10 protein-coding genes, 1 tRNA gene and 4 pseudogenes are annotated in these 12,266 nt (G+C 58.8%); 9 read left to right on the top strand and 6 right to left on the bottom strand.

What is annotated here, in order from left to right:
• Positions 1-24 precede the first annotated feature (24 nt).
• From ACQ4OE_RS12770 to ACQ4OE_RS12760, 3 genes are all read left to right on the top strand, one after another.
• Entirely contained in the window at positions 25-1,071 is a 1,047-nt protein-coding gene (locus tag ACQ4OE_RS12770) for an extracellular solute-binding protein (RefSeq protein WP_122595482.1), read from the top strand.
• 60 nt (positions 1,072-1,131) lie between these two features.
• Positions 1,132-2,586, top strand: coding sequence for an amidase (locus ACQ4OE_RS12765; protein WP_430946839.1), 1,455 nt, complete (start codon positions 1,132-1,134; stop codon positions 2,584-2,586).
• Positions 2,587-2,672: 86 nt separating this feature from the next.
• Positions 2,673-2,749 (top strand) — tRNA-Met (locus tag ACQ4OE_RS12760).
• A 68-nt stretch (positions 2,750-2,817) separates the two neighbouring features.
• Here ACQ4OE_RS12760 and ACQ4OE_RS12755 read toward each other — a convergent pair.
• Positions 2,818-3,216 carry a helix-turn-helix domain-containing protein gene (locus ACQ4OE_RS12755; RefSeq protein WP_430946838.1) on the bottom strand — a complete coding sequence of 133 codons (399 nt, stop codon included), beginning with the start codon at positions 3,214-3,216 and terminating at the stop codon, positions 2,818-2,820.
• A gap of 362 nt (positions 3,217-3,578) precedes the next feature.
• Here ACQ4OE_RS12755 and ACQ4OE_RS12750 point away from each other — a divergent pair.
• The 3 genes and pseudogenes from ACQ4OE_RS12750 to ACQ4OE_RS12740 form a co-directional block, all read left to right on the top strand.
• Positions 3,579-4,360, top strand: a pseudogene (locus ACQ4OE_RS12750) (S-type pyocin domain-containing protein); the annotation flags it as partial.
• The gene (locus ACQ4OE_RS12745; RefSeq protein ID WP_430946941.1) at positions 4,355-4,828 is read left to right on the top strand and encodes an S-type pyocin domain-containing protein; all 474 of its coding nucleotides are present in this window, start codon (positions 4,355-4,357) and stop codon (positions 4,826-4,828) included. The pseudogene ACQ4OE_RS12750 and the gene ACQ4OE_RS12745, both read left to right, overlap by 6 nt.
• Positions 4,829-4,834: 6 nt before the next feature.
• Entirely contained in the window at positions 4,835-5,086 is a 252-nt protein-coding gene (locus tag ACQ4OE_RS12740) for a bacteriocin immunity protein (RefSeq protein ID WP_122663052.1), read from the top strand.
• A gap of 78 nt (positions 5,087-5,164) precedes the next feature.
• On the opposite strand, the gene ACQ4OE_RS12735 is transcribed toward ACQ4OE_RS12740, so the two are convergent.
• Positions 5,165-6,277: a DUF2817 domain-containing protein gene (locus tag ACQ4OE_RS12735; RefSeq protein WP_430946837.1), complete on the bottom strand. Its 1,113-nt coding sequence runs from the start codon at positions 6,275-6,277 to the stop codon at positions 5,165-5,167.
• A 175-nt stretch (positions 6,278-6,452) separates the two neighbouring features.
• Here ACQ4OE_RS12735 and ggt point away from each other — a divergent pair, with 175 nt between their 5' ends.
• From ggt to ACQ4OE_RS12720, 3 genes and pseudogenes are all read left to right on the top strand, one after another.
• The gene (gene ggt / locus ACQ4OE_RS12730; RefSeq protein WP_430946836.1) at positions 6,453-8,285 is read left to right on the top strand and encodes a gamma-glutamyltransferase; all 1,833 of its coding nucleotides are present in this window, start codon (positions 6,453-6,455) and stop codon (positions 8,283-8,285) included.
• A gap of 396 nt (positions 8,286-8,681) precedes the next feature.
• Positions 8,682-9,059, top strand: a complete 378-nt coding sequence (locus ACQ4OE_RS12725; protein WP_430946835.1) for a DUF6124 family protein — start codon at positions 8,682-8,684, stop codon at positions 9,057-9,059.
• 117 nt (positions 9,060-9,176) lie between these two features.
• A pseudogene (locus ACQ4OE_RS12720) lies at positions 9,177-9,329 on the top strand (transcriptional regulator); the annotation flags it as partial.
• A gap of 23 nt (positions 9,330-9,352) precedes the next feature.
• On the opposite strand, the gene ACQ4OE_RS12715 reads toward ACQ4OE_RS12720, so the two are convergent.
• The 4 genes and pseudogenes from ACQ4OE_RS12715 to ACQ4OE_RS12700 all read right to left on the bottom strand — a co-directional run.
• Positions 9,353-9,985, bottom strand: coding sequence for a LysE family transporter (locus ACQ4OE_RS12715; RefSeq protein WP_122595490.1), 633 nt, complete (start codon positions 9,983-9,985; stop codon positions 9,353-9,355).
• Positions 9,986-10,060: 75 nt separating this feature from the next.
• Positions 10,061-10,660 (bottom strand): flavin reductase family protein, encoded by a 600-nt coding sequence (locus tag ACQ4OE_RS12710; protein ID WP_430946834.1) that lies wholly within the window; start codon positions 10,658-10,660, stop codon positions 10,061-10,063.
• Between the two features lie 166 nt (positions 10,661-10,826).
• Positions 10,827-11,264 (bottom strand): annotated as a pseudogene (locus tag ACQ4OE_RS12705) (methyl-accepting chemotaxis protein); the annotation flags it as partial.
• A gap of 102 nt (positions 11,265-11,366) precedes the next feature.
• A pseudogene (locus tag ACQ4OE_RS12700) lies at positions 11,367-12,053 on the bottom strand (PAS domain-containing protein); the annotation flags it as partial.
• Positions 12,054-12,266 lie beyond the last annotated feature (213 nt).

Here is a 12,266-nt window from a genome sequence, read left to right as displayed (position 1 = left end):
TTCTACGACCTGTGGGGAAATAGCATGAGCAAGTGGATAAAAAGCGTTGGCACTTCGTTGTTTCTGACGGTGCCGCTGGCGATGACGGGCAGTGTTCAGGCCGCCGAGAAACTTAACGTGGTGAGCTGGAGCGGCTACTTTTCGCCGGAGATTCTCGCCAAGTTTCAGAAGCAAACCGGCATCGAAGTCACCGTCGACTCCTACGATTCCAACGAGACGCTGCTGGCGAAATTGAAACAGGGTGGCGCCGGTTATGACGTGGCGATTCCGTCGCACCAGTTCGTGCCGATCCTGATCAAGGAAAACCTGCTGGAACGCTTCGACCCGGTCAAAGAACCCTACTACGCCAGCGTTGTGGATAACCTGAAAAAACCGAGTTGGGACCCGGAAGGCGCGTATTCAGTGCCGTTCATTTGGGGCACCACCAGCGTCGTCCTCGACAGCGCACGCTACAAAGGCCCGGCTGACAGCTACAAGGTTTTGTACGAGCCGCCAGCCGAATTGCAGGGACGCATCAACATGTTCGACTCGGTCAGCGACATGGTCGACATGGCTAGCCTGTATCTGAACATTCCGCTGTGCAGCGAAGACCCGAAACAGATGCAGCAGGTGCTGACGCTGCTCAAGGCGCAGAAGCCGTTCGTGAAAACCTACAGCTCCAAGGCCGGCTCGATTCGCGAAAACCTCGCCTCGGGTGAAATCGATATGTCGATGTTCTGGGGCGGTTCGTCGATGCGTGCTCGCGAGATGAAACCGACGCTGAAATACCTCTACCCGAAAGAAGGCGTGCTGGCCTGGGTCGACAACATGGTCATCCCCACCGGCAGCAAGAATCCGGCAAATGCCAAGGCGTTCATCGCCTTCCTCAGCCAGCCGGAAAACTCGGCGATGACGCAGAATTTCCTCAAGCACCAGAGCCCGATCAAAGGCGTCGAACCGTTCCTTGATCCGGCGCTCAAGGACGCGCCGGAACTGCACATTCCCGAGGGCACCAACGTGGTGTTCAGCAAGACTTGCGGTGAAGGCGCGATCCGCCTCGCTGACCGTCTCTGGACCAACCTGATGCGTTGATCGCTACCGCCCCGTCGCACTGGCGGGGCGTTTTTCCAGCCGTCTGAAAGGCCGCTTGCAATGAACTCTAATAACATCAGCGAACTGGTCCTGTTGCAGGCCCACGCGCTCGCCGAACGCATCCGCCTGCGCCAGGTTTCCTGCCGGGAAGTGATGCAGACTTACCTTGCCCATATCGAACGTTTCAATCCGTTGGTGAATGCGCTTATCAGCCTGCAGTCACCGGAACATCTGCTGGCTCAGGCCGATGAACGCGATGCCGAACTGGCGTGTGGCCAATACCGTGGCTGGATGCATGGCTTGCCTCATGCGATCAAGGATCTGTCCCTGACCCAGGGCATTCGCACCACGCTCGGCTCGCCGCTGTACAAGGACTTTGTGCCCGAGCGCGACGGCATCATGGTCGAGCGGATCAAGGCAGCCGGCGCGATCATTATCGGCAAGACCAACACTCCGGAATTCGGCCTCGGTTCGCAGAGTTACAACCCGCTGTTTGGCGCCACCGCGTGCGCGTATGACCCGAGTAAAACGGCGGGTGGCAGCAGTGGCGGTGCGGCGGCGGCACTGGCGATGCATCTGGTGCCGGTGGCCGATGGCAGCGACATGATGGGGTCGCTGCGTAATCCGGCGGCGTTCAACAACATTTTTGGTTTTCGCCCGTCGCAGGGACGTGTGCCGTTTGATGACAGTGCCGATCTGTTTTTCGATCAGCTCGGTTATGAAGGGCCGATGGCGCGCAGTGTGAAAGATGCGGCGTTGCTGTTGTCGGTGCAGGCTGGCGGTGATGCGCGGGCGCCGTTGTCGATCGCTGAATCTGGGGAGGCGTTTGCGGCGCCGCTGGGGCGTGATTTCAAAGGCACGCGGTTGGGTTGGCTGGGCAACTTCAGCGGTTATATGCCGATGGAGCAAGGCGTGCTGTCGCTGTGCGAGAAGACCTTTGCAGACTTTGAGAGCCTTGGCTGTCATGTTGAGTCGGTAGATCCCGGTTTCGCGCCTGAGCGGCTGTGGAGCAGCTGGCGGACGTTGCGGCACTGGATGGTCGCGGGGTCATTGGGCGCGACGTATGCCGATCCGCAGAAACGCGCGTTGCTGAAACCGGAGGCGATTTGGGAAGTGGAAAATGGCTTGACGCTGTCGGCCAGCGAAGTGTTTGCAGCCTCGGTGGTGCGCAGCGATTGGTATCGGGCGATTTCTCGTCTGTTCGAACGATACGATTATCTGCTGCTGCCCAGCGCCCAAGTGTTTCCGTTCGACAAGACCCAGCCGTGGCCAACGTCTATCGAAGGTGTGGCGATGGACACGTATCACCGCTGGATGGAGGTGGTCATTCCCGGCACGTTGTCGGGTTGCCCGGTGGCCAACGTCCAGGCCGGATTCAATTCGCAGGGTTTACCGATGGGCCTGCAAATCATCGGCAAGCACCAGGCCGACTTCGCTGTCCTGCAACTGGCACACGCGTATGAGCAGGCCAGCCGCTGGTTCCAACGCTGCCCTTCGCCGCTGCTGAGTCAGTGATTTTGATAAACGGTTGAAAGCGTAGAAAAAATTTTTAAATTTACGCTTGACGCTTTTCCATTTCAGGGGAATAATGCGCGCCACTTGGCTACATAGCTCAGTTGGTTAGAGCATAGCATTCATAATGCTGGGGTCCGGGGTTCAAGTCCCTGTGTAGCCACCAAGTACTAAAAACGGCTTACCGAAAGGTAGGCCGTTTTTTTATGCCTCGAGAAAAGTCTCGGTAATCGGTTACTTCAATACATCCTTCTCTTCGTCGCTCGCTTTGGTCGCTGCCTGTGCGATCAGTGCGTCGAGCATCTGCGCAATGACCTTCTGTTGAACCTTCGAAAGCTCATTGATGGACTGCAGCCGTCGATACCACGTCGAGGTCAAGCTGCGTCTGGGAGTCTCCGTATGCGGGGGAACCCCGAGCAGGTCTTCAACAGGCACGCGAAGCGCAAACGCCATCTTCACCAGCGTCGTGACCGGCATACTGCGCGTGCCCTCCTCGTAACCCTGAAAGGTCTGCCGGGAAAGACCCAATGCCCGTGCAAACCGAGTCTGTGTAATCTCGTGCACTGTGCGTAAGTGAGCAATGCGACTGCCCATCGCCACCAGAAAATCGCGATCCTCATTGGAAATACTCATGACAATGGCCGACTGAAAATAGAGTTGATTGGCAACGGACTCATCCTTTTCATCTGAAATCCATCCTGGAAAAACAACAGAAAACATCCTCAGGTAAAGGCGCGTAAGTTGTCGACCTGAAAAATCTGTAGGAAAAATTCAGATACCCCCTCCATCCAAACCGGAAGACTACAAGCGCAAAACACCGCTGGCTCATATGAATCAATCGGTCCAGAAGCATCCGTAGGAAAGAGGTTCGACTCAGGTACGAATTGGATTTTTCGTAAAACCACGCGCCTGAAACTCACCTCACCGGTTTGCCCGAATCCCCCATTGACCGACAAGCTTCCCTGGCTCGATTCAAAGCCATACAGGGAGTTGTCATGGCTCGATTCAAATCCCTTTTCGATGAAGATTGGCCCCGCAAGCGCGGCTACCGTGGCGATTCATGGGGCGGGTGGTTGCTGCCCAAAACGCCGGAACCGGTGTACATCGAAGAGGATGAGTGGCCAACGCCCAAGCCCCGCGAAAATCAGGTGTTCGCCAAATCCTGCACTGTGGGTAACTGGTGCCGAACGGACGCTGGTACGGCCCCCGAACCCGCCAGCAACTTCGGCAAGATCATGGTCGCCGGCGCCATGCTCCTGCCCTCCGCCAGCACCGCTGTCGCGACGGCGATTGGTGCCGATCTGGGCCTGGGGCGTTTGGCGGGCGGCGGGATTCTGCAACAGCGCCTCAACTGGGCGATTCGCGGCGCTGCTGGGCCGGCCAGCGTGTTCATCCTCGCAATGCTGCCGACCCGCATGGGCGACGGCACGCTGCACACCGACGAACAACTGCGCCGCATGAGCCGCGCACCCACTCGTGTGCGCTTCCAGTTTCGGCGTGATGCCGAAGGAGTCATGCAGGTTTACGGCATCCACTCCGGCGCTTCGGGCGATGACACGGTGCGTACTGTCAAAGTCGAGTGGAACAGCGACAAGACCGCGATGGAGGCCAAGCTCAACGGCATTACCATTTTGTGGACGCCGCAGCGCGGACCACTCGGTTCAATGCCGCCGCTGGTCTATCCGAACACGGCGAGCAACTGAACACGATCCTTGTTCATCCAATCGCGGAGAACACCGACAGCCAGATAGAAGGCCTGCCCGGCGAGGACATGACTGCCGAGGATTGTATTCTGGTGTTCCCGGCGGACACTGGGCTTAAGTCGCTATATGTGGTGTTTTCGAGGCCGGCCAGACTGACGCCGGGTACGGTGACGGGGGTTGGTGAGGATGTGTCGGGGATCTGGCTTGCTGGGGCGGGAACGGGGATCGGTGCGCCGATTCCGACACGGATTGCGGATAGGCTGCGGGGGCGGGAGTTTTCAAGCTTTGATGCCTTCAGAAAAGCGTTTTGGACTGAAGTTGTGAATGATCCAGAACTGTTTAGTCAGTTCAATCAAAATGCTCAGGATCGTTTGATGTCAGGTAACGCACCCGCGGTTCGAGATAGAGAGGCTGTGGGCACGCGCGGAGTATTTGAGATACATCACGTCGAGCGGATAGCAGACGGTGGCGCTGTTTATGACGTAGACAACCTGCGAGTCAACACACCTAAGAATCACATCAGCCAACACAAAAGACAGTGAACGCACATGAAAAAAATATCTGAATACACTGAAACCGAATTTATCCGCTTCATCGAAAAAATACGAGCAACAAACAAAAGTGGAACGGATTCGGAGCTTGGTGAACTGCTGGCACAATTCAGGCTGCTCACAGGCCACCCGGATGGAACCGACCTGATTTTTTATCCCGAACAAGGAGAAGACAATTCCGCCGAGGGGATTACGAAGGCTGTTAAGGAATGGCGTGCCGTTAAAGGACTGCCTGGTTTTAAGCAATAAGTGCTTTTTTATAGGTCAAGATGATTACCGACTTCGTAGCGCGGAGATCTATCCCCTCACCACAGCGAGATGGAAAACCTAGTCAGAGCGCTCTTCCGAAAGGGCTGCCAACCCCTTCGCCCAAATCTGCCGAGTCCGCAGCCCCACCATCGCCCGCCAATCCGGATCAGCCGGATAGAACTGCTCGAGCAGATTCACTTTGATCCCCCGCCCCGTCGCGTCCAGCGGATCGCCATGCAGATGCAGCCAGTGGTCATCGCGCAAATGCCGATGTACATCCGGCCCCGGATAAGTCCCGCACTCGATCACGAACGGCATCAACTGCACGTCCGGTAAAGCATTGAGCAACGCCTGCGAGGTGTACCCGGTAGCCGTCGCCGCCACACCGGTTTCGCTCAAGATATCGGCGCCGGTGTGCAGCGTGTAAAGCCATGGGCCGTAGATCGCCTGGGCCTGCGCGAGTGCCGGGTAAGGCGCTTGGGTGATGGTCAGTAACATCGGATGACCGTATTCGCCAGCACCGGTGTGCAAATCAAAACACATCACCGTCTCAGCGCCAGCCACATGTGCGTCGATGATTTGATGCAACGTGCGATTCGACCAGCTCGGCGCGCGGCCGCCGTAAAACAGGCCGTCGGGATGGCTGTGCTGACCGCCCTCGACAATCGACATCACCGCCGGCCAGCCGTGCTCGTTGATCTGCGCATCGAGCAAGGCATCCGCGCGTTGGCGCTCGGGGCCGTGCAAATCGGTGCAGGCGTAGATTTCATGCAGTGCGGCATAAGCGCGGTTGTCTGGAAGAGGCCGGGTGAAATCGAGGTGATTGCGGTTGAGGTCGATGTTGTCTTCGTTGACGCGGCGCAACCAGGCCGTGCCCCATGGGTTGATCAGGTGAACCATAATCACCGCGACATCCTTGGGCAGTGAGCCGGGTTCGAGGGTTTTCAGCCATTCGATCTGACAGTCCGAGCCGTAATAGCCCTCGACACCGTGGGTACCGCTGAGCGCTACCAGTCGGCGTTTGGCCTGCGGATCGCCGAGTACGGCGACGTCGGTACTCAGGGGTTCGCCGAATGGCCCGCAGCGTGGATGTGCGTAGGAGGTGAGCGTGGCGCCGGCGGCATTGGCGGCGGCGATGAACCGTTCGCGTTGATCACGGTAGCTGGACTCGGAGGGGAACTCGCTGTGCATATCAGCCTCTTGTTGATCTTGTAATTGTGGGAGCGAATTTCAATTCGATGAGTTTGAGGTTGACCCTAGCGAACATCCGCCCCGAAAAGAAAGACAAAAATGCCCACCGGTTTGCGTCGCGACCGGGCGGTCGATACAGTCCCTGAGACTTTTTATCCACGGACGGAGAGCCCGCGTGTTTTCAGCCTTGCCCTTGAGCCGCTTTCGCCTGCCAGCCCTGACGCTGATCATCAGCGCCCTGACCCTCACCGCGTGCAACGCCCCGCCCTCCTCGACCTTGCCGCTGGCCCCTGAAGCCGCCTCCGGTTACCGCACCGATCTGCAAACCCGCCACGCCAGCCAACACATGTCCGCCGCTGCCAATCCACTGGCTGCTGAAGCCGGTCGGGAGATGCTGCGTCAGGGCGGTTCGGCGATTGATGCGGCGATTGCGATGCAAGCGGTGCTGACCCTGGTTGAGCCGCAGTCGTCCGGGATCGGCGGCGGCGCGATGATCGTGTTGTGGGACGGTAAACAGGTGCGCACCTATGACGGCCGCGAAACCGCACCGGCCGGCGCCACCGAGAAGCTGTTCTTGCGTGCCGATGGCCAGCCGATGTCGTTTCCGCAGGCACAGATCGGCGGTCGTTCGGTGGGTACGCCGGGCGTGTTGCGCGCGCTGGAAATGGCACATAAACAACACGGTCGTCTGCCATGGGCGAAGCTGTTTGAACCGGCGATCAAACTGTCCGAGCAAGGCTTTGCGATCTCCCCGCGTTTGCATGCGTTGCTGGAGTCAGACCCGGTGATCCGCCAGTCGCCGGACATGGCCAAGTATTTCCTCAACGCCGATGGCAGCGTCAAAGCCGTCGGCACGCGCCTGCAAAACCCGGCCCTGGCTGCGGTGCTCAAACGCATCGCCAACGAAGGCGCGGATGCGTTGTACAAAGGCCCGATCGCCGAAGAAATCGTCGCCAAGGTGCAGGGCCACGCCAACCCCGGCAGCCTGACGCTCAGCGATCTGCAGCGCTATCAGGCCAAGGAACGCGCGCCGCTGTGCACCGATTACAAACGCTGGCAAGTTTGCGGCATGCCGCCACCGTCGTCGGGCGGGATTGCCGTGGCGCAGATTCTCGGTACGCTGCAGGCGCTGGAAACCCGCGACCCACGTCTTTCCCTGACGCCGCTCAAACCAGTGAAAACCGACAAACCGGCGGGCATTGAACCAGATCCGCAAGCCGTGCATTTGATCGCCGAAGCCGAACGTCTGGCCTACGCCGACCGCGCGCAATACGTCGCCGATACCGACTTCGTGCCGGTGCCGGTCAAAGGCCTCGTCGACCCGGGTTACCTGGCCAGCCGCGCCAGCCTGATCGGCGAACGCAGCATGGGCAGCGCCCAACCGGGCACACCGCCGGGCGTACAAGTGGCCTACGCGCCGGACCGCTCGCCGCTGCGCATCTCCACCTCGCAAGTGGTCGCAGTGGATGACCTCGGCGGTGCGGTGTCGATGACCACCACCATCGAAGCCGCGTTCGGTTCGCACCTGATGGTTCAGGGTTTTCTGCTGAACAATCAGATGACCGACTTCTCGTTCATCCCCGAAGAAAACGGACAGAAAGTCGCCAACCGCGTCGAGCCCGGCAAACGCCCGCGCTCGTCGATGGCGCCAACGCTGATCTTTGATCGCCACAGCGGCGAATTCGTCGCCACCGTCGGCTCGCCCGGTGGTTCGCAAATCATCGAATACGTGGCGAAAACCACCGTCGGCCTGCTCGACTGGAACCTCGACCCGCAAAGCGCCATCAGCCTGCCCAACTTCGGCAGCCGCAACGGCCCCACCGAACTGGAACAAGGCCAATTCAGCCCGGCGCTGATCCAGGCGCTGAAAGACAAAGGGCATGCGGTGAATGAAATCGACATGACCAGCGGCACCCAAGCCATCGTGCGGGTCAAGGATGCGCAGGGCAAAGCGTCGCTGGAAGGTGGCGCGGATCCACGGCGTGAAGGCGAAGCGTTGGGGGACTGAGGCTACGAGGCAAAAAGAAAAGGCTTACCGCGAAGTAGGCCTTTTGCTAAGCACACGGCTTATTTCAAATCGGGATGTTTAAAAGCTTCGAGGCAAACAGAGAACCGTCCCACAAGGTTTTCAGGTTGTCCGTCGGACGTCAGCTCTCTAGGCTGTACTCGTCGCTGCCAATTCAGTGACCGGGATTGGAAACCCCGAGTAGAACCGAGCGCACAAGCGCCTTTCATAACGTATCCTTGCGCACCTCTATGGTGTGCACTCCGTTATGGCGGCTGTGCGTGGGAGACCTTAGGGTCAACCGGGTTCTCCGTTCCCCGGGTTTCCAACCTGCGCACAGCTGCCACCTATTCGTTCGGAAACCGAATCGGCCAGCTCCTATCCTGATCGGAGAACACCATGAAAAAACCAACACCCAATCCCCCCGAAACAAACACCGACCCAACATCCCCGTACGCAACGATCGACAGCAAAAAACTCAACGAAGCGGCCGACCGCGCCCTCGACCACTACCTCAAACCGACCATTCAAATCATGGCGTCCGCCCGCGTAGCTGAACCCATGTACCTCGCCAACCCGGTTTACGACACCGAATCGCTGCTGGCCAATGCCAGTGAGTCCTTGGGTTCGGTCACCGAGATGCTCAACAATTTCGCCGCCGTGCTGGATACCGCGCACCGCAAGACCGCGCTGGGTATCGCGCAAATCGTCATGCTGAGTGAGTTGGCGGTGAATCAGGCGCTGGATAACGTTCAGCCGGTTACGCAGTTTTCGTAATGCATAAAAAATCCGATGCCGGGAAGACATCGGATTCTTATTTCCTGGCGTTGCCCGGAATAAACCTGGCCTCTCTTATTGCCCTATGAGGCGGACTCCTTTGAAGTGGAGTAATCCGTGAACGTAAGCCCAATTCATAACGAAGACGACTATCGTGCGGCGCTCAAAAACGTGTCTGCACTTTTCGACAACGAGCCAGTACCGGGTACTCCTGAAGGCGATCACTTCGACATCATGATCAGCCTTATCGAAGCCTACGAGGCCACACAGCTTTCACATCCAAGATCTATGGCTCAGCGATTAGCCACCAGATGCACCCCAAACAACAGATAGCAACCGCCCGCGAAGCGATCCAGCCATTGCCGCGAACGCTCATACACACCGGCAATCCGGCGACTGGCGAAGAACAGCGCCACGCAGCAATACCAGCTGAACGACAACGTCGCCATGGTCAGCACTGCCAATGCCAGTAACAGTGGCGGAATGTGAGCCGGCATGGCGGTGGCGAAGATGGTGGCGACGAACAGTGCTGACTTGGGGTTGGTCATGTTGCCCAGAAAGCCCCGTCCGTATGCGCCGAGCAATGTCTGCTCCGAGGCATCGAGCGTGCCCGGGACGATCGGCGCCTTGCGCTTGAACTGCTTGAGCCCGAGATAGATCAGGTAGCAGCCGCCGGCAATCTTGAAGCTCAGGTACAGCGTCGGCGCGGCGCTGAACAACGACTGAATGCCCAAGCCCCCCGCCAGCCCCCACAACACGGTTCCGCTGGCGACGCCGAGCGCCGCGACGACACCGTGTCGGCGGGAACGGCTGACCGCCAGTTGCGCGATGTTGAAGAAGTTCGGGCCGGGCGTGACCACCGCCACCGTCCACAACAGCGCCAGCGACAGCAACGGAGCCAGGTAACTCGAAGGGGAAAGATCCATGGGGCGTGCGCCTGATCGGTTCGACGATGCCCTCTACCTTGCAACATCCAGCAATGTTTTGCCATCGACGGCCATTCAAACCGACAAAGTCTTGCCATCCACCGCATCACCAATCGTCAGGAAATGCCCGCCGGCCACATGGTGCAAGGTGCGCAACCCATCATGCCCTTCGAAATGCCAGCGCCCGTCGCTGAACACGCGATCATCGGCATGGGCGGCGATGACTTCAGCGAGAAACAGGTCGTACTGTTCGTGATTGCGCGGCTCCGGCAGCAAACGGCATTCGAGCCAGGCGACGCAACCTTCGAGCAGCGGCGCTTCCACGTGTTCGCCGCTGAAGGTTTGCAGGCCGTACGCTTGAAACTTGTCTTGCCCTTGGGTTTGGCTGATGTCCAGGCCCGAGGTATTGCCGACGGTTTGCACGATGTCCGCCTGATTGACGCAAGGCACGTTGAGCACGAAGGTGCCGGACGCTTCGAGCAGTTGCCGGGTCCAGGTGGATTTGTCGAGGACGACGGCGACTTTCGGTGGCTCGAAATCCAGCGGCATGGCCCAGGCGGCAGCCATGATGTTGCGTTGGCCATCGTGGGCAGCGCTGACCAGTACGGTGGGCCCGTGATTGAGCAAACGGTAGGCCTTGTTCAGGGGCACCGGGCGGCGGTGGGAATCGCTCATGGGATCTGCTCCGGAGGAAAAAGAGCCGATTGTAGCGCTGCCACTGAAGAAACACAGAACCTGTGGGAGCGAGCCTGCTCGCGAAAGCGGTGTGTCAGTCAACAGCACTGCTGAGTGAACTGAAGCCTTCGCGAGCAGGCTCGCTCCCACAATGGATCAGTGGAGATTAGTGGGAGAGTTGATTGGCAAACTGGCCCACTGCGTTGACGACCTTCTGCGCACCGTCCTGAATCTCGACAATCACCGTGCCCGCCTCGGCCGCCAGCGCCAATCCCTGTTCAGCCTGAAGCTTACCGTCGGTCATGAGCGCCACGGCGTTACGCGCCATTTCCTGGTTCTGCCGGACCACGCCAACGATCTCATCCGTCGCCTGACTGGTGCGCGAGGCCAGTTGCCGAACTTCGTCCGCGACCACGGCAAAACCACGGCCCTGTTCACCGGCGCGCGCCGCTTCGATCGCCGCATTGAGCGCCAGCAGGTTGGTCTGTTCAGCAATGCCGCTGATGGTTTTGACGATGGTGCCGATCACCAGCGACTGTTCGTTTAGCGCTTCGATACCTTCGCCGGCGGTTTGCATGTGCTTCGACAGATCGCGCATCACATTGACCGCCTCAGTCACCACCGTGGTGCCACGTTGAGCGGTGCTGTCGGTTTGCTGCGAGGTGCTGTAGGCAATGTTGGCGGCCTCGGCAACAGCCTGCTCGCGGTTGACCTGATCGGTGATCACCGTGGCGAACTTCACCACTTTGTAGAGTTTTTCGTTGGCATCGAGTACCGGGTTGTAGGACGCCTCCAGCCACACTGTACGACCATGGCTGTCGATCCGTTTGAAGCGGTCAGCGACGAACTCGCCGTTGTTCAAACGACGCCAGAAGTGCTGGTACTCGGCGCTGTTGTATTCCTCCGGTGCGCAGAACAGGCGGTGATGTTTGCCCTTGATCTGCGCCAGGCTGTAACCCATGCCGTTAAGGAAACGGTCGTTGGCGTTGAGCACGTTGCCATTGAGTTCGAACTCGATCACGGCGGTGGAACGCACCAGAGCGCCGATCAGGTTTTCATGTTCGCGGGAGGCTTCGATGGTGCGGGTCAGGTCGCTGGAGAAGATCGAAATATGTTTGATCCGCCCATCCGACGAGCGCACCGGTTGTACGATCGAGCGCAGCCACGCTTCCTCACCGTTGCCGCGAAGCAGGCGCACGGCACCGGCAAAATGCTCGCCACGGGTGAGGGCGTTCTTGAAGCGGTGGTGAAATTCATTGGACTTCACGTGTGCCGGAACGATGTCTTCAATCGCCCGCCCGATCAGGTCGTGACTCTTGTAGAGCATCTCGCCGAGGAAGTTCTGGTTGACCGATTGAATGCGCCCGTCGGGCTCAAGGTTCAGCACCAGCATCTCGCTTTCCAGGCTTTCCTTCACTTGCACAAGGCTGGAGAGTTCTTCACGAAGAGCGGCCAGCTCTTGCTTCAGGCGTTTGTTGAACATGGGGAAATACCGATGGGCAGGGTAGAAAGCGGGATTCAGCTTAGCCATCGGCTTTGAAAACCTTTTCTGAAGAGTGCTGGCGACTGGTCAGTCAAAAATAATCTCAACGGGCGATCAGTCAGT

It is taken from the genome of Pseudomonas sp. WC2, from assembly GCF_050586545.1.
Lineage (GTDB): Bacteria > Pseudomonadota > Gammaproteobacteria > Pseudomonadales > Pseudomonadaceae > Aquipseudomonas.
This window is presented reverse-complemented; position numbering and strand designations above follow the sequence as displayed.

Coding starts and splice junctions, on each gene's coding strand:
- ACQ4OE_RS12770 (WP_122595482.1), top strand. CDS start 25: ATGAGCAAGTGGATAAAAAGCGTTGGCACTTCGTTGTTTCTGACGGTG.
- ACQ4OE_RS12765 (WP_430946839.1), top strand. CDS start 1,132: ATGAACTCTAATAACATCAGCGAACTGGTCCTGTTGCAGGCCCACGCG.
- ACQ4OE_RS12755 (WP_430946838.1), bottom strand. CDS start 3,216: ATGAGTATTTCCAATGAGGATCGCGATTTTCTGGTGGCGATGGGCAGT.
- ACQ4OE_RS12745 (WP_430946941.1), top strand. CDS start 4,355: ATGACTGCCGAGGATTGTATTCTGGTGTTCCCGGCGGACACTGGGCTT.
- ACQ4OE_RS12740 (WP_122663052.1), top strand. CDS start 4,835: ATGAAAAAAATATCTGAATACACTGAAACCGAATTTATCCGCTTCATC.
- ACQ4OE_RS12735 (WP_430946837.1), bottom strand. CDS start 6,277: ATGCACAGCGAGTTCCCCTCCGAGTCCAGCTACCGTGATCAACGCGAA.
- ACQ4OE_RS12725 (WP_430946835.1), top strand. CDS start 8,682: ATGAAAAAACCAACACCCAATCCCCCCGAAACAAACACCGACCCAACA.
- ACQ4OE_RS12715 (WP_122595490.1), bottom strand. CDS start 9,985: ATGGATCTTTCCCCTTCGAGTTACCTGGCTCCGTTGCTGTCGCTGGCG.
- ACQ4OE_RS12710 (WP_430946834.1), bottom strand. CDS start 10,660: ATGAGCGATTCCCACCGCCGCCCGGTGCCCCTGAACAAGGCCTACCGT.